The organism is Nocardia pseudobrasiliensis NBRC 108224 (assembly GCF_001613105.1).
Lineage (GTDB): Bacteria > Actinomycetota > Actinomycetes > Mycobacteriales > Mycobacteriaceae > Nocardia > Nocardia pseudobrasiliensis.
Map to the genome: position 1 here is coordinate 23157 of NZ_BDBS01000063.1, position 17538 is coordinate 40694.

Annotated in this window: 19 protein-coding genes; 5 read left to right on the forward strand and 14 right to left on the reverse strand. The window is 66.0% G+C overall.

Annotated features, from left to right (window positions below):
- Positions 1-32: 32 nt before the first annotated feature.
- Genes NP4_RS36065 through NP4_RS36075 form a run of 3 tightly spaced genes read left to right on the forward strand, consistent with a single transcriptional unit; the run spans position 33 to position 2592 of the window.
- Positions 33-908, forward strand: coding sequence for a MetQ/NlpA family ABC transporter substrate-binding protein (locus tag NP4_RS36065; protein ID WP_068007793.1), 876 nt, complete (start codon positions 33-35; stop codon positions 906-908).
- Positions 905-1930: a methionine ABC transporter ATP-binding protein gene (locus tag NP4_RS36070; RefSeq protein WP_068007798.1), complete on the forward strand. Its 1026-nt coding sequence runs from the start codon at positions 905-907 to the stop codon at positions 1928-1930. Before NP4_RS36065 ends, NP4_RS36070 begins: the two co-directional genes overlap by 4 nt.
- On the forward strand, positions 1930-2592 hold the full coding sequence (locus NP4_RS36075) for a methionine ABC transporter permease (RefSeq protein ID WP_068007802.1): 663 nt from the start codon (positions 1930-1932) through the stop codon (positions 2590-2592). Before NP4_RS36070 ends, NP4_RS36075 begins: the two co-directional genes overlap by 1 nt.
- Here the strand turns inward: NP4_RS36075 and NP4_RS36080 are convergent, their stop codons facing one another.
- The 4 genes from NP4_RS36080 to warA form a co-directional block, all read right to left on the reverse strand.
- Complete coding sequence (locus NP4_RS36080) at positions 2593-3855, reverse strand: acyl-CoA dehydrogenase family protein (RefSeq protein WP_068007805.1); 1263 nt, start codon at positions 3853-3855, stop codon at positions 2593-2595.
- Positions 3856-3863: 8 nt separating this feature from the next.
- Positions 3864-4862 carry a phosphotransferase family protein gene (locus NP4_RS36085; RefSeq protein WP_245997468.1) on the reverse strand — a complete coding sequence of 333 codons (999 nt, stop codon included), beginning with the start codon at positions 4860-4862 and terminating at the stop codon, positions 3864-3866.
- Entirely contained in the window at positions 4859-5158 is a 300-nt protein-coding gene (locus NP4_RS36090) for a DUF6285 domain-containing protein (protein WP_068007815.1), read from the reverse strand. The genes NP4_RS36085 and NP4_RS36090 overlap by 4 nt, the downstream gene beginning before the upstream one ends.
- Before the next feature lie 89 nt (positions 5159-5247).
- Positions 5248-5835, reverse strand: a complete 588-nt coding sequence (warA, locus tag NP4_RS36095; RefSeq protein ID WP_068007820.1) for a 16S rRNA (adenine(1408)-N(1))-methyltransferase WarA — start codon at positions 5833-5835, stop codon at positions 5248-5250.
- Positions 5836-5985: 150 nt separating this feature from the next.
- Between warA and NP4_RS36100 the strand changes: the two genes are divergently transcribed.
- Positions 5986-6546 (forward strand): Uma2 family endonuclease, encoded by a 561-nt coding sequence (locus tag NP4_RS36100; protein WP_245997470.1) that lies wholly within the window; start codon positions 5986-5988, stop codon positions 6544-6546.
- Between the two features lie 67 nt (positions 6547-6613).
- Here NP4_RS36100 and NP4_RS36105 read toward each other — a convergent pair whose 3' ends face one another.
- Positions 6614-7846: an MFS transporter gene (locus tag NP4_RS36105; RefSeq protein WP_068007906.1), complete on the reverse strand. Its 1233-nt coding sequence runs from the start codon at positions 7844-7846 to the stop codon at positions 6614-6616.
- Positions 7847-7934: 88 nt separating this feature from the next.
- Between NP4_RS36105 and NP4_RS36110 the strand changes: the two genes are divergently transcribed.
- A complete protein-coding gene (locus NP4_RS36110) occupies positions 7935-8492 on the forward strand; it encodes a TetR family transcriptional regulator (RefSeq protein ID WP_068007827.1) in 558 nt (185 codons plus the stop codon).
- Here the strand turns inward: NP4_RS36110 and NP4_RS36115 are convergent.
- From NP4_RS36115 to NP4_RS36155, 9 genes are all read right to left on the reverse strand, one after another.
- Positions 8489-10015: a GMC family oxidoreductase gene (locus tag NP4_RS36115; RefSeq protein WP_068007830.1), complete on the reverse strand. Its 1527-nt coding sequence runs from the start codon at positions 10013-10015 to the stop codon at positions 8489-8491. The genes NP4_RS36110 and NP4_RS36115 overlap by 4 nt on opposite strands.
- Positions 10016-10064: 49 nt before the next feature.
- Entirely contained in the window at positions 10065-10556 is a 492-nt protein-coding gene (locus tag NP4_RS36120; RefSeq protein WP_068007833.1) for a flavin reductase family protein, read from the reverse strand.
- Between the two features lie 71 nt (positions 10557-10627).
- Positions 10628-11686, reverse strand: a complete 1059-nt coding sequence (locus tag NP4_RS36125) for an alcohol dehydrogenase catalytic domain-containing protein (RefSeq protein ID WP_174556213.1) — start codon at positions 11684-11686, stop codon at positions 10628-10630.
- Positions 11687-11733: 47 nt separating this feature from the next.
- Positions 11734-12897 carry an acyl-CoA dehydrogenase family protein gene (locus NP4_RS36130; protein ID WP_245997472.1) on the reverse strand — a complete coding sequence of 388 codons (1164 nt, stop codon included), beginning with the start codon at positions 12895-12897 and terminating at the stop codon, positions 11734-11736.
- A gap of 127 nt (positions 12898-13024) precedes the next feature.
- Positions 13025-14176 carry an IS701 family transposase gene (locus NP4_RS36135; protein ID WP_068007844.1) on the reverse strand — a complete coding sequence of 384 codons (1152 nt, stop codon included), beginning with the start codon at positions 14174-14176 and terminating at the stop codon, positions 13025-13027.
- Positions 14177-14804: 628 nt separating this feature from the next.
- Entirely contained in the window at positions 14805-15233 is a 429-nt protein-coding gene (locus NP4_RS36140; protein WP_068007848.1) for a DUF4189 domain-containing protein, read from the reverse strand.
- A gap of 218 nt (positions 15234-15451) precedes the next feature.
- On the reverse strand, positions 15452-15808 hold the full coding sequence (locus NP4_RS36145) for a metal-sulfur cluster assembly factor (RefSeq protein WP_068007851.1): 357 nt from the start codon (positions 15806-15808) through the stop codon (positions 15452-15454).
- On the reverse strand, positions 15801-16280 hold the full coding sequence (gene sufU, locus NP4_RS36150) for a Fe-S cluster assembly sulfur transfer protein SufU (RefSeq protein WP_068007854.1): 480 nt from the start codon (positions 16278-16280) through the stop codon (positions 15801-15803). The genes NP4_RS36145 and sufU overlap by 8 nt, the downstream gene beginning before the upstream one ends.
- A gap of 3 nt (positions 16281-16283) precedes the next feature.
- Positions 16284-17537, reverse strand: coding sequence for a cysteine desulfurase (locus NP4_RS36155; RefSeq protein WP_068007859.1), 1254 nt, complete (start codon positions 17535-17537; stop codon positions 16284-16286).
- Position 17538 lies beyond the last annotated feature (1 nt).

Consider the following 17538-nt stretch of genomic DNA (forward strand, 5'->3'; position numbering starts at 1 on the left):
GGTTCTCATCACGACGATCTATTGGAGCACGAGTGAAATTCCATCGGGCACTGGCGATCCCGGTCCTGGTAGCAACCGCGGCCCTCACCCTCACGGCGTGCGGTGGAAATGACGACGCCTCCTCCGGCAACGTCGTGCGGATCGGCACCACCGATCGCGACCATACCTGGGAGGTCTTCGAGCAGAAGGCCAAAGCCAAGGGCATCACGCTGAAGACCACCAACTTCTCCGACTACAAGCAGCCCAATCTCGCTCTGGCGCAGAAGCAGATCGATGTGAATCTGTTCCAGCATCTGCAGTTCCTGGGCCAGTACAACGTCGCCAACAACGACACCCTGACCCCGATCGGCGCGACCTACATCGTGCCGCTGGGCCTGTATTCGAAGAAGCACAAATCCGTCGCCGAGATTCCGCAGGGCGGCGAGATCGCCATCCCGAACGATCCGACCAATCAGGCCCGCGCCCTGAATGTGCTGCAGTCGGCGGGCCTACTGAAACTGACCGGCGCCCCGCGCCAGCCCACCCCCGCCGATATCGACAAGGCCGCCTCGAAGGTCAAGGTCACCCCCGTCGACGCGGCGCAGACCGCGCTGTCGCTGAATTCGGTCGACGGTTCGGTCATCAACAACACCTTCCTGGAGCGCTCCGGCGTCGATCCGAAATCGGCCATCTACAAAGACGATCCGAAGGATCCGGCGGCCGAGCCCTATATCAACACGCTGGTGACCCGGGCCGCGGACAAGAACAATCCGCTGTATCTGCAGCTGGTCGACATCTGGCACGACCCCGATGTGCAGCAGGCCGAGGCCGAGACCACCAAGGGCACCGCGGTCGAGGTCAAGCGCGGCGGTCCCGAGCTGGAGCAGATTCTGACGCGTGTGCAGCAGAATCTGCGCGATCAGAAGTGAGCGAACCGGCCACGACGGCGGCCGGTTCCGCCGCCGTCGAATTCCGTTCCGTCAGCAAGATCTTCACCGTGGGCAAGGCGAATACGATCGCGCTCGACGAGATAGATCTGCGCATCGAGCGCGGGGAGATCTTCGGCATCATCGGCTATTCCGGCGCGGGTAAGAGCACCCTGGTGCGGCTCGTCAACGGCCTGGAGAAGCCGAGTTCGGGCACAATCCTGGTCGGCGGCGAGCCGATTACCGATGTGCCCGAATCGCGGGTGCGCGCGCTGCGCCGCGACATCGGCATGGTGTTCCAGCAGTTCAACCTGTTCCGCTCGCGCACGGTCGCGGGCAATGTGGAATATCCGCTGAAGGTGGCCCGCTGGCCGCGGGCGAAACGCAAGGCGCGCGTGGCCGAACTGCTCGAATTCGTGGGTCTGTCCGATAAGGCGCGCAACTATCCCGATCAGTTGTCGGGCGGGCAGAAACAGCGCGTGGGTATCGCCCGCGCCCTGGCCACTTCCCCGGCGCTGCTGTTGGCCGACGAGGCGACCTCGGCGCTGGATCCCGAGACCACCCAGGAGGTGCTGCGGCTGCTGAAGAAGGTCAACAGCGAACTCGGCGTCACCATCGTGGTGATCACCCACGAGATGGATGTGATCCGCGCGGTCGCCGATCGAGTGGCCGTGCTCGCCGAGGGCAAGGTGGTCGAATTGGCCAGTACCTTCGAGGTTTTCGCGGCCCCGCAGGCCGCGCCGACCCGCTCCTTCGTCGACACCGTGCTGCACAACCGGCCGAGCGCCGACGAGCTGCGGCGGCTCGGCGAGCGGCATACCGGACGTCTCGTGACCGTCGAACTCGGCGACGACCGTGGAGTCGGGGCGGCACTGACGACCGCCGCGCACGCCGGGGTCCGCTTCGAGGTGGTCTACGGCGGGGTGAGCGCGTTGCAGGACAAGACGTTCGGCAGCCTCACCCTCGCGCTCGAGGGGCCCGACGACGCGGTGGACAAGGTGATCGACGAGCTGACGGGGGCCTGATGCATACCAATTGGGATCAATTGCGGCCGGTGCTCGGCGAGGCCGTCGGCACCACCATCTATCTGGTGCTGCTCACCTTCGTCGTGGGTGGATTGCTGGGACTGGCGCTGGGCACCGCGCTGTATGTCACGCGCAAGGGCGGTCTGCTGGCCAACGCGCCCATTCACGTGCTGCTCAATGTGCTGGTGAATGTGGTGCGCCCGATTCCGTTCATCATTCTGCTGGCGGCGCTGGGCCCGGTGACGCTGAAGGTGGTCGGCACCACCATCGGCACCGACGCCGCGGCCTTCGTCATGATCGTCGCGGCCTCGTTCGCCATCGCGCGGATCGTGGAGCAGAATCTGGTCACCGTCGATCCAGGCGTGATCGAGGCGGCGCGATCGATGGGCGCGGGCCCGTTGCGCATCATCGCGACGCTGCTGATTCCGGAAGCGTTGGGCCCGTTGGTACTCGGTTACACCTTCGTGGTGATCGGCATCGTCGACATGTCGGCCATGGCGGGTTATGTCGGCGGCGGCGGGCTGGGCGATTTCGCGATCGTCTACGGCTATCAGCGCTTCGACTGGCAGGTCACCCTGGTCGCGACGATCATCATCATCGTCGGGGTGCAGGGCGTGCAGTTCGCGGGCAACCTGCTGGCGCGGCGCGTGCTGCGGCGCTGATCAAACGCCCTTCGGCGCACGGCTTTTCATGAATCCGAACAGATACCCCGCCACCCGGCGCAGCTGGATCTCCTCCGAACCCTCGGTGATCCGGTAGCGCCGGTGGTGGCGGTAGATGTGCTCGAACGGCTGATGTCGTGAGTAGCCGAGACCGCCGTGCACCTGCATGGCCCGGTCGGCGGCCTCGCAGCACAGTCGGTTGGCCCAGAAGTTGCACATCGAAACCTGTTCCGAGGCGGCGAAGGTGCCGTGCCGGTCCATTGTCCAGGCCGTCTGGCGGATGAGCGCACGCAGCATCGCGCACTGGGTATGCAGTTCCGCGAGGGGGAACTGGATGGCCTGATTGTCCGCCAGCGGCCTGCCGAAGGGCTTGCGCCCCTTGACATATGCCACCGACCGGTCGATACAGTACTGCGCCGCGCCGAGACTGGACGCGGCCTGGCGGATGCGATTCTCGTTGAAGAAATGCTGCACCACGGCCAGGCCGCGTCCCTCCGGACCGAACATCGCATCGACCGGCACGCGCGCCCCGCGCAAGGCGACGCGGCCGTGGTCGGTGGGCATATTGAAGGTCCAGAGATATTCCTCGATGGTGAATCCCGCTGTGCCGGTGGGCACCAGAAACGCGGTGATGCCCGCGCCGTCGCCCGGATCACCGGAGGTGCGGGCGAAGATCAGATCGGCGGCGGCGCCGTGGATGCCGCTGTTCCAGGTCTTCTCCCCGGTGATCACCCACTCGTCGCCGTCGCGAACCGCGGTGGTCGCCATGTGGGTGGCGTCGGACCCGTGTTCGGGTTCGGTGATACCGAAGGCGAAATAGCGTGTGCCCGCGGCCAATTCGTCGACCCATTCGGACTTCTGACGCTCGGAGCCGTATTCGAGCATGAGCAGCAGGCCGACATTGTTGGCCACCACGGCATGTTCGTTCTGCAGATCGGCGTGCAGGCCCAGGCCGCGATGCGCGAGATGTTCGCGGATGACCGCCATGGCCAGGTTGGTGCCGTCGCGGCCGCCGTAGGCCGCGGGGAAGGCGTAGCGGTAGTGCCCGGCCGCGTCGGCGCGGCGACGGGTCTCGGCCAGCAGATCCTCCCATTCCTTGCTCGGCAGGCCGCCGCGGTCCCAGTCGGTGCGGGCGTCCTCGCGGCGGTGATCGAAGAAGCGGATATTGTCGTCGGCCCGTTCGAGCGGGACGATCTCGCGGTCGATGAACTCGTCGAGTTCGGCGAGATAGCCGGCCAAATCGGCGGGTAGATCGAAATCCATTGCCGCTCCTAGCCTTCCGGTCGGATCTGCATGAGCAGATCCCATTCGATCTCCGAGATCCGGCGGCCGCTGGCGGCCATCACGATATCGCGCACGCTGCCGTCGAGGTGGGCGGCGGCCTGCCCGGCCAGGCCCAGGCCCCAGCCGAGCGTGCACAGCACCTTCCACCAGCGCAGCCGGTCCGCGTCGAATTCGCCGCCGACCTGTTCGTAGCCGTGCCGGAACGCCTCGCGTCCGGCGAATCCGCCGAATTCGGCGGCGTCGACGCCGAAGCGCCACATGCGCAGCGCCGCCCAAGCGGCGTCGTGCATGGGATCGCCGAAGCGGCGGGCGTTCTCCCAGTCCAGCACCGCGCGCAGGCCGTCGCCGTCGACGATCAGGTTGCCGTTGCGCATATCGGTGTGCAGCAGTGCCTTTCGTGCGGGCGGATCCGGGCGGTGATCGTGCAGCCAGCGCAGCGCCAGTTCGAAAACCGGGCGGTCGGCGAGCAGTTCGATCACCCCGCCCTCGGCCTCGGCCAATTCCGTTCGGACGGGATCGGTTTCGGCGACACCCGGCAGCGCGGCGGGCGCGTCGTGCGGATCGATCGCGTGCAGTCGCCCCATCGCCTTGCCCAGCTGGGCGGCCAGTCGCTCCCCGATGCCGGCGGCGTGCACCAGCCGAAGTACCTTGCGCGGCACAGTCTCTCCGTCGAATCGCTCGGAGACCAGAAACGGCGCGCCGACGTACTCCGGATCGACACAGGTCGCCACGATCGGCGGCACCGGGACGCCGTGCTTGCGGGCCAGCTCGCGCACCTCGCCCTCGACCTGCACCGGCAGCCGTTCGATCGAGGCGGGCACGATCGTGGCCACCAGCCGTCGGCTGTCGGTGCCGCGCCGCGCGTCGAACGCCACCGTCCGCCGCCGCGCACCCGCCGACACCTGCCGCACATTCGACACCGATACGACCCCACCGACTTCCGCACTGAGGAAGCGCGCCAGACCAAACGCGGTATTCCCGCTCACATCCCCTCCCATCGGTCGTATCCGGGCTTGGCGATGGCCAGATCACCCCGCACGATCTCGACCAGCATCCGCCACAGCTCCTGCTCGTCCCGCATGGCGGACCGGATCGCCAGCAGTTGGTGTTCGCGGGCGGCGGTCGCCGGGCCGAGCTCGAGTTCGCGACGGACTATGCGGGTGAGGTTCGCCCCCACTCGAGCTCGGTGCTGTAAGGCATCGGGTAGCGCCGGCAACAAGACGTTGTCGAGGAGTTCGGCGAGCGAGTCCAGGATCTCCGTCGCCGTTGGTCGATACTGCATGTCCGGCCTCCATCGCACCCGAATTCAGCATCGCACGAACGGCCGCGCGAACCACCCGATTCGAGCGGAATGCGAACTCACTGTTGCGATCACCCGGTGCGGATCGCACTGCTCGCGATTCGCCGGGCCTCGATCCGCCACGCGGGACGGCGCTCACCCGCGCCCAGTCGCTTACCCCAACTCGATCCCGCCGCAACGACTTCCGCCGCGCTGAGCGGGCGAATCCCGGTAACGGCCAGACCGTGGGCGGCGTACCCGGCGACCAGATTGTCCAGCGCGTTGCCATCGATGGACCCCACTCCGGCGCCGTGATCCCGATCCGTTACCGAAAGCAGAACCGACAGCGCGGCATCGGCTTTCATCATCCGCACGATGCCGCCCAGGATTGTCGCATCGGCGGCGACCAGACCGCGCAGCAGTGAACCCCACGGAAAATTCACGGTCACCTCATCGGCCACACCGTCCAGTTCCCCCGGCAACCGCTCAGCCGCCGCGACAACGAACACGGCATTGTCCACCCCCCTTCGCGCCGCCCACCGCGAAGCCTCGACCATCCCGGCCCCATTGGCATCGACCCCGACAACCAACCGCCCCGAATCCACCCCGGCCGCCCCCAACACCGCCCGCCCGTCCCCGGTGCCCACATCGACCAGAACCGCCGAATACCGCCGAATCAACTTCCCGGCTTAACCAACGTCCACATCGCGAATCTTCTTACCGCACACAATTCTCATACCCGGCACGCTAGCCGCGCTCCGCCGACGGAGCACCTGAATTATTTCGTCGATATGCGAGACTGGGCCTGGCGCCGACGAGAGGGGGTGGCAGTGAGCATCGTGACGCAATGGCCCGACCATTTGCTGACGCTGGCGGATTGGGACGGGTTACCGGAGGACAGCAGCCGTCGTTTCGAACTGGTGGAGGGGGTACTCGGCGTGACGCCGCGACCGATTCTTCGGCATCAGTCCGCGGGTTGGCGACTGGCCGGCCAGCTCGAACCGCAACTGCCGCCCGAGCTGTATGTGGTGACCGAGGCAGAATTGCTCATCGACGCGGAAGGTCCGGCCACGGTTAGCGTGCCCGACATCATGGCCGTACGCGGGGATCTGATGGACGACGACCTCGCCCGCGCGACCGCCGCGGATGTGCCGCTGGCTGTCGAGATCCTGTCCCCCGGCACCAGGCGAACCGACCGGGTCACCAAATTCGCCGAAGCGGGTATCGACCACTACTGGCTCCTCGATCTCGACGAGCCGATCACATTGACGGCGTATCGGCTCGTCGACGGGGAGTACGAACTGGTCGGGGAACATACCGGCAAAGCCAGGCTCGTCCTGTTCGATCGGCCGGTGATCGTCGATCTGCCGAGTCTCACTCGTCATCGCTGATCCGCGCGGACAGATGCGGCTGAGCGACGCGGCAGTGGATGTGCCGCGTCGCTCAGCTCCCCCTCATTCAGGCTCGGTGTCCGGCTTTTTCGGGCACCGGAGCCGGTGGTCGTGTGGTGTGGCGGCGGATGGTGTGTCTGCCGAGGCCGAGGGCGGCGGCGGTGCCTACCAGGGCGCACACCCCGGTCCAGCCGAAGTGGACATAGGCCTGGACGCCGAGCCAGGAGCCGGCGGTGCCGCCGAGGAAGGCGCAGGTCATATAGGCGGTGTTCAGGCGGGCGCGGGCGTCGGGGCGTAGGGCGAAGATGCGGGCCTGGTTGGCTACCTGGCCGGATTGCATGGCTACGTCCAGGGCGAGCATGCCGACGGCGAGGGCGGCGAGTCCGATGAAGCCACCGACATTGCCCGCCAACAGGATTGCCGCGGCCGCGAGGGCGCCGAGGAAACAGAGCAGGTTGACCGGGTCGGAGCCGCGGCGGTCGCTCCAGCGGCCCGCGATGGGCGTGCAGAACACGCTCGCCGCGCCCACGAGCGCGAGCAGGCCCACCACCGAGGTGTCGAGGTCGTAGTCCGAACCGGTGATCAGCAGGGCCACGCTCGTCCACGCCGCAGTGAAGCCGCCGAACATCGTGGCCTGGTAGAAGCACGAGCGACGCAGTTCGGGCTCGTCGCGGAACAGCCGCAGCGGTGTTGCCAGCAGAGCCGGATACGACTGCCGCGAAGTCGGATTCGTCTTCGGGATGGTGACCCGCAGGACGATCGCGAAGCCGAAGGCGAGGACCGCGGCCAGCAGGTACGGGACCCGCCAGTCGAGCCATTCACCGATCGTCCCGCTGAAGGTCCGTGCCAGCAGAATGCCGCCGATCAGGCCCCCGAGCAGGGTTCCGGTGATCGCGCCGCGCCGATTCTCCGAAACCAGCCCGGCGGCCATCGGAATGATGATCTGCGGCACGACGGTGGTCAGGCCGACCGCGGCGCTGGCCACCAGCAGTACCGGCAGAGTCGGTGCGACACCGGCGATCACCAGTCCCAGACCCGTCAGCACGAGCAGGGTGGTGAGCAGGGTTCGATGCCGGATCCGGTCCCCGAGCGGAACCAGCAGGAAGATTCCGGCCGCGTAGCCGAACTGCGACGCGGTGGCCACCAGCGCCGCGGAGTCCCGCGAGACGCCGAGGCCGGAGGCGATGAGCGGGATGATCGCTTGCGGGAAGTAGACATTGGCGACCGTGACGCCGCAGGCGACCGCCAGCAGCATGATCATCGGACGACTCACACGAGGTGCCGCCGTATCGAGCGACATGTTCATTCCTTCCGAACGAATTAGTTGGTTCGAAGATAACCGGATGAGTGGGATCAGTCAAACGAACTGGATCGTTACAATGGTTGCCATGGCATACGACTCCACCGCGACCAAGCAGCGCATCCTGGAGGCTGCCACCACCGAGTTCGCCGAATTCGGTGTCGCCGGCGCCCGGATCGACCGAATCGCCGCCAACGCCCAGGCCAACAAGCGCGCGCTCTACGAGTACTTCGGCGATAAGAACGCGCTGTTCGCCGCGGTGCTCGAGCGGCAGCTGACCGACTGCGCCGAAAGCGTTCCCCTCGACGGCGCCGATCCGGCCGACTACGCGAGCCGCCTGATGGACTATCACGCCGCCCACCCCGAGGCGCTGCGGCTATTGCTGTGGGAGGCACTGGAATTCGGCGACCGGCCGGTGCCGGCCGAGGCGGCTCGCAGCGACAAGTACGGCAAGCGAACCGAGGCCATCGCCTCGGGCGACACCGGCCTCGCCGATCCGAAACTGCTGCAGTTCTTCATCCTCGGCCTGGTCAATTGGGGCGCGGCCGCACCGCAGCTGCGCCGAATGGTGCTGGGCGAGGACTACACCCACGAGCGCCTGCGCGACGCCGTCGCCGATGCGGTCCGCGCGCTGTCCAAGGGCTAGCCGAGCAGCAGGTCGCAGGCCCGCTCGGCGAACATGGTCACCGGGGCGTGGGTATGTCCGCGAACGAGACTCGGCAAGGCCGAGGCATCGATCACGCGCAGACCGCTGACCCCGCGCACGCGACAACGGGTATCCACCACCGACTCGGCATCGGCCCCCATCCGGCAGGTGCCGACCGGATGGAACAGCGACAGCCCGGTGCGGCGGATATATCCGGTCAACTCCCCGTCATCGTCCGACAGCGCGCCGGGGGTGAGCGGTTCGTCGCACCATTTGCCGAAGACCGGCTCCCCCACGATCTCCTGCGCCTTGCGCACTCCGGCGATGGTCGTCCGCAGATCCGCGTCGGCCGCGTCGGACAGGAATCCGGGGTCGATGCGCGGTGCGTCGCGCGGATCCGCGCTGCGCAGCGTGATACTCCCCCGGCTCTCCGGGCGCAGTAGCAGCACCCCGAGCGCCAGACCGTGTTCGGCCGTCGTCTCGTGTTCGCCGTAGGGTAACAGCAGCAGGACGATCTCGATATCGGGCGCGGCCAGTTCCGGCCGGGTCCGCACGAATACCAGCGCCTCGGATACGATCGAGTCGAGCGGCCCGGTCCGATCGTCGAGATACCGTGCGATATCGGCGGATTCCGCGCCGACGCCGGGCGAGCTGAAGGCCGATCCGGCGAAGGCGAGCGGCACCAGCAGGTGGTCGCTCATCCCCTGCCCCACCGCGGGCAGGTCCGCGACCACCGGAATGCCGTGTCGCGCAAGATGTTCGACGGGGCCAACGCCCGACACCATGAGCAGCTGCGGACTACCGACGGATCCGGCGGCCAGAATCACCTCGCGGTCGGCGAGAATCCGCTCGACTCCCCGGGCCGTCTCGACCTCGACGCCGATCGCCCGGGTGCCGTCGAAAAGTATTCTGCGAACGGTGTGCTCGGTCAGGACGGTCAAATTCGTTCGCCGCCGCGCCGGATCCAGGTACGCGGCCGCGGAACTCCAGCGCAGACCTTCGTGATGGGTGGCCGTCGCGAAGGTGTAGCCGTCGGGCTGATCGGCGGCCTCGGGATAGCCGAGCGCCGCGCACGCGGTGACGAAATCGGGCGTGACCGGACTCGGATAGCGAATTCCGGTGAGCCGGATCCGTTCCGCCTCGGCTCGATCGAAATACGGACGGACGCTGTCGTAATCCCAGCCGTCGCATCCGGCCTCGGCCCAACCGTCGTAATCCGCGCGATGCCCCCGGGTCCACAGCTGGGCATTGATCAGCGATGATCCGCCCAGCCCCTTGCCGCGCGGGAACGGCACGGTGCGACCGCCCAATCCGGACTGCGGGACGGTTTCGAAGCCCCAGTCGATATCGCTGCCGAACATGCGCGGAAACAACATCGGCACTTGGACTTCGGGTATGTCGCGCGCATCGGCGCGACCGGCCTCGAGCAGCAGCACCTTGGCGTCGTCGGCGGCGCTGAGCCGATCGGCCAGCACGCATCCGGCCGAACCCGCGCCGACTATCAAATAATCGGTAGAGATCATGAGAGTTCCCCCTGAAAATCGAAATACAATGTCCGACAAGGGCTCTGGCTCAGGACACCAGGGCCGGAGTCGGAAGGTGGAAGGATCGGTCCCAGTACACCAGCGGAATTCGCTCGGTGACGTGGGCGGCCCGTACACTCCCGGTCAGAATGCTGTGATCCCCGCCGTCGAGCACATCGACCAGATCGCAGACCAGCCGCGCCGCCGCCTCCGGCAGTCCGGGCAGACCGAATTCACAGGGCCGCATATCTCCGGCCGCGAACCGATCCACGCCGGATTTCGCGAAACGCAGTGCCACATCGGCCTGTTCGGCGGCGAGGACATTGATCATGAAGGTCTTCGCACCCGTGAAGGCGGTATGCGTGCTGGCCGATTTGCTCAGGCAGATCAGCATCATCGGCGGATCCAGCGAGAGTGAGCTCACGGCGCTGCCGGTGAAGCCGAACGGCTCCCCGGCCGAGCCCAGTGTCGTGGCGATCGCGACCGGGCCCGGAATTCGGGACATGGCGGCGGTGAAAACCGTCGCGTCCACTGTCGTCATCAATATCACCTCATACGGGTCGTGGGTGCGGGCGTCGGAAGGCGGGATCGCCGACCGACGCCCGCGCGGCTCTACCGGAAATCCACGATCGTCTTCAGATCGGTTGTGAACCGGTAGTTTTCGAGGATCCGAACCAGCTCGTCGAAATCGTCGAACCGGCAGACCGTGGACAGCAGACGTTTACCGTCGACAATGCCCGTGGCCAGCATGTTCATCGCCGACTCGATGACATTTGCGGTCTTGTGCATCGGGAAGCTCGTCACATCGAACGGAGCCGCCGACACATTGATCCCCTTGGCCAGCATCAGCCAGGTGTCGAACTTCTGCATCTCCTGCGACGCGCCGTAGAGCACATATTTGCCCCGCGGCCGCAATTTCCGCATGGCGACCCGTCGCGGATCCTTCTCCTCGTCGTCGACCTTCACCGTCGGCAGGGCATCGAAGACGTAGTCGAAGGAATTGTCGTCGACCTCCGCGATGAGCTCCTCCGGCAGATAGGCGCGCTGTGAGAAGTGTTCCTCGGCATAGCCGTTGCGGTACAGATTGGCATCGACCGAGACGATCGAATTCGGCGCCAGCAGCCGTCGGATGACGCTCCCGGCGATGATTCCGATCGGTCCGGTGCCGAGAATCAGCACCCGGTCCCCGACCTGCGGCGGATTGGTCAGCACCGAACGCAGCGCGCCGGTGGTGGGTTCGATGAACGACGCCTCCAGATCGCCCAGTTCGTCGGGGACCCGCACCGCCGCGGCCCGCCGGTCGTCGTAGAAGTTGCGATCGGCCCAGAACACGTCCTCCTTGACCTGACCCGCGAAAATCGGTCGCAGCGTGCGATATTCGGCGAAGCCGTCGAAGTCGGTCTGCCCCCAGTAGACGATGCGGTCACCGATGCGCACCCCGGCCGATTCCGCGTCCAGATCGGGTCCGATATCGACGACCTCGCCCAGATACTCGTGGCCGAGCACGATCGGATATTCCGACGGGTACAGATGGCCTTCGTAGAAGGAGATATCGGTGGAGCAGATCGACACACACCGCGTCTTCAGCAGCAGTCCGTCCGCCGGCGTCGCCGGGATGGGCAGCTCCGCGAGAATCGTCTTGCGCGGGGCGAGCAGCTGCATGGCTTTCATGGTTGTCACTGTGTAACTCCGGATTCGATGAAATCGTGGTGGGATCGCTATCGACGCATGATGAGCTTGCCGCCGAGCAGGTACTGCCCGACCGTCTCGAAATGCGACGCCGAAAGCGTGATGTGTTTGGTGGCGGAATGGATGTCGCGGAAGGCTCGCTCCAGACGGCTGGACGTGTAGAGCGAACTCGTCCCGGCCAGCGTGTAGGCGATGGTCACCGCGGCCACCGCGTGTTCGGCGACCGTGGCCGCGGTGAGCCGGACCGTCGAACTCAGCGCATCGCCGCCGAGTTCGCCGGTCGCGCTCACCTGCCGGGCCGTATCCCGCAGCAGAACCGTCGCGGAGTGCACGAGCATCTCCGCGCGGGCCAGCTTCTCCTGTGCGGTATGGCTGTTCGCCAATGCCGACGATCCCGCCGCAGGCGTTTTCCGCTGCGCCAATTCCTTGAACGATTCGACGGCGTCGCGCGCGATGCCCAGTGCCGTCGAGGCCGAGGTAAAAGGCCCGAAATCGTAGTAACCGACCGGATATCCGCGCGAGCGTCGCGGCCGCGGCGCGCGCAGCATCTCCGCCTGATCGACGGTGAAATCCTCGGGCACGAACACCTCGGAAACCCGATAGCTGTTGCTGCCGGTGCCGCGCAGTCCCAGGGTGTGCCAGGTATCGCGGAACTCGACCTCGCGTTTGGGCACGAACAGCATTCGCATCTGCGACCCGCTGTCCCGCTCGACCTTCTCACCATTTTCGGTGACCCAGGCGGCGCAGACCAGCCATTCCGCATGCGCGAAACCGCTGGCGAACGACCATTCGCCGCTGAGTTCGTAACCGCCCGCGACCCGTTCGGCCCGGCCGCTCGGATTCACCCCGCCGACCACCAGACCGTCGTTGTCCCGGAACAGTTTTCGAGCGGTCGGCTCCGGAAGATAGTCCGACAATCGGCCGATCGCGCCCTGGACCCCCATCTGCCAGGCAATGGACGCGTCCACCTGCGCGAGGGCCTGGACGACGGCCGATCCGGTTTCCAGTCCGACCTGCGACCCCCCGAAATCCTTGGCCACCCACATGCGGGGAATTCCCGCGTCCCGCAGCGCTTCGAAAACGATTCGCGGCATTACCCGATCGTTTTCGGCCGCCTCGCGATGATCCGCGAGCAGTTGCGCGAGCTTGTCGACCTTGTCCACCCACTCCTGCGCTTCGGATGAAAGCGGCATTCTGGAAAGGTGCGGTTCGATTGATAGGCGATTCATTTTCCCTCCCTGTGTTCGGCCGATCGTCGTCGACCGAGACCAAGCGTGCCAAAGCATTTCGGTGACCGGCAACGCCCACCTGTCAAAGTCGTCAGCATTTCGATCGAATTTCCGTGGCATGCGTGGACCGCCGGACGGATCGCGATATTCGCGAGTAGGCGTATGCCACCGAAACCAGGGTCATATGATGATGCCAGCCCGGATACGAACGACCCTCGAAATCCGACATTCCGAACGTGGTCTGCAATTCCGAGACGAGGTTTCCGACACAGCTTCGCTGGGCGATCAGCGTGAGGGTCTGCTCGACGGGTTGTCCGATGCGATGGGTGATCCAGTACCGCGCGGGACGGCCGTCCGCGACGTGTTCACTCACCAGCCGGTAGCCGCCACCGCCCGGAAACGGTCTCGCGAGCGTGCGCGGCGGGGTCACCGTGGTCGAGCGGAGGACGCGCGACGAGGCGTCGGGCCCTTTCGCCCGCACCACCGTCAGCTCGCGACTCGGTCTGCTCAGAAGCTGCTGTGCGGTAACCGAAGCGCCTCGATCCGACAGGCCGACCGGATGCGTCGGCGATATCTCCAGCAGGAACGGTTGCGCGCGACCGATGAGGTCCTCCGCGCGGGCCTCGCCGCCGAGGTCGCGGATATCGGCTACCAGCGGCAGTGATCCGCCGGGTAGCGATGTCACGGTATCGTCCACGAAATCCAGCAGATGCGCCCAGAGTCCTTGCGGCCGAACCGATGCGGGGATCCGCGCCCGTCGGCGGCGATCGTCGGCGAACCAGCGCTCGTCCAGCAGCAGACGCCAGTCGACCGGGATGAGCACGCGGTCGGTGGCGAGGAACAGTACGGCCGCGAGCTGGCAGTTCAGCACCCGACCGTCCTCGGCGACGAACTGACGTCGCACACCCACCGAGTGGTTGCCGCGCTTGGGAATCGCGCAGGTCGACACGTACCACGCGGTCGGATCGGCGCGTTCCAGCACGAGCCTGGCCAGCGCCCGGCGGGCGGGCATCCATTCCCAGGGGCTGGAATTCACGAACTGTCGCAACCCGTGCGCCGCGGTCGGCGACGAGGCGGCGGCACAGGCCATGCGGCCGATACTCTTCTTCCCCGCGACCCGGATCAGACCCTGCAGATAGACGCGCGCCCATCTCCGCTGGTCGGCCCGTGGTAAATATCCGAATATCTCATCGGTGAACGTTTGCAGGGAGTCCGCAGACTCCTCCGCATCGAAGTCGGACATATGTCCCCCCAATTGAACGACCCAGCCGACATCCAGGCAGAAGGAAAATATATCCGCACTGCGCCGACTATGGGTTGGCTGAAGTCACCTTTTACGGATGACAAAAGGAGCGGACGTGCGATCATCCCATGATTGGGAATAACGCTCCGTCACATTTCACAGACCCGAGGCCCCCTTGATTCTCGACGCAATTACATAATGCCGTACCCCTCGGGGGATCCCCCTCAGAACCATCCCCAAGGGCCGGCGAGCCGCAACAATCCCGACGGCCCGCCGACGACACATATTGTCATCGTGACCATCGGTGGTGTCAACCAGGTCAAGCGAATCCTTATCGCAAGCTCAGGAGTATTGTCGCGAACCTGTCAAAGTAGCAATCCGAACGTGTTATCCGCCGTGAAGTTCACACCTTCGCGACCGCAATTCCTACGCCCATGGTGCCGGTGTATTTGCGCGGTAATCGGACACGTCACGGCATTGACTCCCGACTCGCGGAAATCGGTCCGCAGATTGTGAAGCCAGTCACAAATGCTGGAATCAAACAAAAGACGGACGACCAGGACGCCTGATTTGCCGGAAATGAAATTCGGTCGGACCGTCCGAGATCCGACCGAATGGGATTCGATGCTCAGGCGGCGTTGTCGGTGCAGGCCGACAGGACGGGCTGAGCCGGGCGGGGCGAGGCGCTGCCCAGATCGGGGAACGGCGGGGCGCTCTCACCGAGGGTTTCGACGGCCGCCTTCTCCGCTTCGACCTTGGTGGGGGCCCACGCCCAGCCGAAGCGGTGATCAGCGCCCTGGGCAACCGCGGCGCAGGCATTGGCGAAGCGCACGACCACCTGACAGTCGTACACACCGCATTTCACGTTGGAGCCACCGTCGGCCATCCCCTGATTGGAATAGTTGACCGCGTAGGCAACCGTCCCGGTGCTGGGCGACAACGACATAGCACCGTACAGATCCCCCGCGGCGGCGTCCGCCGGACCGGCGCCCACCGAGGTGAGCGCCGCGACCACCGGAACCGTCAGGACCCAGGCAGCCTTGTGCAGCAATGGCATTGGAGAATTCCTCCCCGTTCAGAGACAACGAACGGGGTGAATCATCCTCGCGCGTACCCGATATGTCCAAAGGTCCCGGCGAAAAGCACGCCGGGACCATAAGGGGGTGAGAGCCGGGACCATCGGGGGACGAGAGCCGGAACCACAACAGCCGACAGCCGGAACCACAACAGCCGACAGACGGAACCACAACGGGCGACAGCCGGGGCGGGCCTTGTCTAGACGGTGAATCCCAAGGCGCGCAGTTGTTCTCGGCCGTCCTCGGTGATCTTGTCGGGGCCCCAGGGGGGCATCCAGACCCAGTTGATCTTGAGGTCTTCTACCAGGCCGCTGCGGACCAGGGCGTTGCGGGACTGGTCCTCGATGACGTCGGTCAGAGGGCAGGCCGCGGAGGTGAGGGTCATGTCTATGACGGCGATGTCCTCCTCGACGCGCAGGCCGTAGACTAGGCCGAGGTCGACCACGTTGATGCCGAGTTCGGGGTCGACGACGTCGCGCATCGCCTCCTCGATGTCCTCGAGCAGGCTGATCTCTTCCTGGGAGAGTTGCTGTTCGGTGGCGGGTGATTCACTCATGACGTTCCCCATTCCCCATGGCGGGCTTGGTCTCCTGGGTGGATATCCGGACCACGGCGTCCTTGAACGCCATCCACCCCAGCAGGGCGCACTTCACGCGCGCCGGATACTTCGACACACCGGCCAGGGCGATGCCGTCGCCGAGCACATCCTCATCGCCCTCGATGGTGCCGCGGCTGGAGATCATCTCGCTGTAGGAGTCGACGACCTTCAGCGCCTGCTGCACCGGCAGGCCGATCACCTGATCGGTGAGGATCGAGGTGGCGGCCTGGCTGATCGAACAACCCTGACCGTCGTAGGAGACGTCGGTGACGTCGCCGTTGTCATCGATCGCGACGCGCAGGGTCACCTCGTCACCGCAGGTCGGGTTGACGTGGTGCACCTCGGCCCCGAACGGCTCCCGCAACCCGCGGTGATGCGGATGCTTGTAGTGGTCCAGGATCACTTCCTGGTACATCTGCTCCATGCGCATGTTCTATGCAACTCCGAAGAAGGTCTGCGCCTTCCGCACCGCGGCGACCAGCGCGTCGACCTCGTCGAGGGTGTTGTAGACGGCGAAGGAAGCGCGGGCGGTGGCCGGAATGCCCAGCCGCCGCATGAGCGGCCACGCGCAGTGGTGGCCGACCCGAATCGCGACGCCCTCGTCGTCGAGGATCTGGCCCACATCGTGGGCGTGGATGCCATCGACCACGAACGACACCGCGCCGCCCCGATCCACGTTCTCGGTCGGTCCGACGATCCGAACCCCGTCGATCGCGCCGAGGCCCGCCAGCGCCGCCCCGGTCAGCTCGTGCTCGTGGGCCGCAACGGCTTCCATGCCCAGCTGATCGAGATAGCGCACGGCCGCGGCCAATCCGATGACCTGCGAGGACATCGGCACCCCGGCCTCGAACCGCTGCGGCGGCGCGGCGAAGGTGGTGCGCTCCATGGTGACCGTCTCGATCATCGAGCCGCCGGTGATGAACGGCGGGGTCTCCTCGAGCAGCGCGTAGCGGCCGTAGAGCACGCCCACACCCGACGGTCCGAGCATCTTGTGTCCGGAGAACGCGGCGAAATCAACGCCGAGCTCACGGAAGTTCACCGGCATATGCGGCACCGACTGGCAGGCGTCGAGCACCGTCAGCGCGCCGACTTCCCTTGCGCGCCGGACCAATTCGGGTACATCGGTGAACGCGCCGGTCACATTGGAGACGTGGGTGAACGCGACGACCTTGGTGGCCGGGGACAGCTCGAGCGAATCGAGGTCGATACGCCCGTCGTCGGTAATGCCGTACCACTTCAGCGTCGCCCCGGTGCGCTGCGCGAGCTCCTGCCACGGCACGAGATTCGCGTGATGCTCCAGCTCGGTGATGACGATCTCATCGCCCGGGCCGACGTGGTACGGAAATCGCTTGTCCGCGAACGAGTAGGTCACCAGATTCAGCGATTCGGTCGCGTTCTTGGTGAATACGATCTCGTTCGCGTCCGCGCCGACGAACCGCGCGACATCCGCGCGGGCCTGCTCGTAGGCGTCGGTCGCCTCCTCCGACAGCTGATGCGCGCCGCGATGTACGGCGGCGTTGCGGGTCAGGAGGAAGTCCCGCTCGGCGTCCAGCACCTGGATCGGACGCTGAGAGGTGGCCCCGGAGTCCAAGTACACCAGGGCTTTTCCGTCGCGCACGGTGCGGCGAAGGATCGGGAAGTCCTCCCGAATCTTCGCGACATCGAGCGTGCGCACGGTTGTGGTCATA

Excerpts from the sequence above, each read along its gene's own strand:
- NP4_RS36075 (WP_068007802.1), top strand. The coding sequence starts at position 1,930 with ATGCATACCAATTGGGATCAATTGCGGCCGGTGCTCGGCGAGGCCGTC.
- NP4_RS36080 (WP_068007805.1), bottom strand. The coding sequence starts at position 3,855 with ATGGATTTCGATCTACCCGCCGATTTGGCCGGCTATCTCGCCGAACTC.
- NP4_RS36090 (WP_068007815.1), bottom strand. The coding sequence starts at position 5,158 with ATGCAGTATCGACCAACGGCGACGGAGATCCTGGACTCGCTCGCCGAA.
- NP4_RS36105 (WP_068007906.1), bottom strand. The coding sequence starts at position 7,846 with ATGTCGCTCGATACGGCGGCACCTCGTGTGAGTCGTCCGATGATCATG.
- NP4_RS36110 (WP_068007827.1), top strand. The coding sequence starts at position 7,935 with ATGGCATACGACTCCACCGCGACCAAGCAGCGCATCCTGGAGGCTGCC.
- NP4_RS36115 (WP_068007830.1), bottom strand. The coding sequence starts at position 10,015 with ATGATCTCTACCGATTATTTGATAGTCGGCGCGGGTTCGGCCGGATGC.
- NP4_RS36120 (WP_068007833.1), bottom strand. The coding sequence starts at position 10,556 with ATGACGACAGTGGACGCGACGGTTTTCACCGCCGCCATGTCCCGAATT.
- NP4_RS36125 (WP_174556213.1), bottom strand. The coding sequence starts at position 11,686 with ATGAAAGCCATGCAGCTGCTCGCCCCGCGCAAGACGATTCTCGCGGAG.
- NP4_RS36130 (WP_245997472.1), bottom strand. The coding sequence starts at position 12,897 with ATGCCGCTTTCATCCGAAGCGCAGGAGTGGGTGGACAAGGTCGACAAG.
- NP4_RS36135 (WP_068007844.1), bottom strand. The coding sequence starts at position 14,176 with ATGTCCGACTTCGATGCGGAGGAGTCTGCGGACTCCCTGCAAACGTTC.
- NP4_RS36140 (WP_068007848.1), bottom strand. The coding sequence starts at position 15,233 with ATGCCATTGCTGCACAAGGCTGCCTGGGTCCTGACGGTTCCGGTGGTC.
- NP4_RS36145 (WP_068007851.1), bottom strand. The coding sequence starts at position 15,808 with ATGAGTGAATCACCCGCCACCGAACAGCAACTCTCCCAGGAAGAGATC.
- sufU (WP_068007854.1), bottom strand. The coding sequence starts at position 16,280 with ATGCGCATGGAGCAGATGTACCAGGAAGTGATCCTGGACCACTACAAG.
- NP4_RS36155 (WP_068007859.1), bottom strand. The coding sequence starts at position 17,537 with ATGACCACAACCGTGCGCACGCTCGATGTCGCGAAGATTCGGGAGGAC.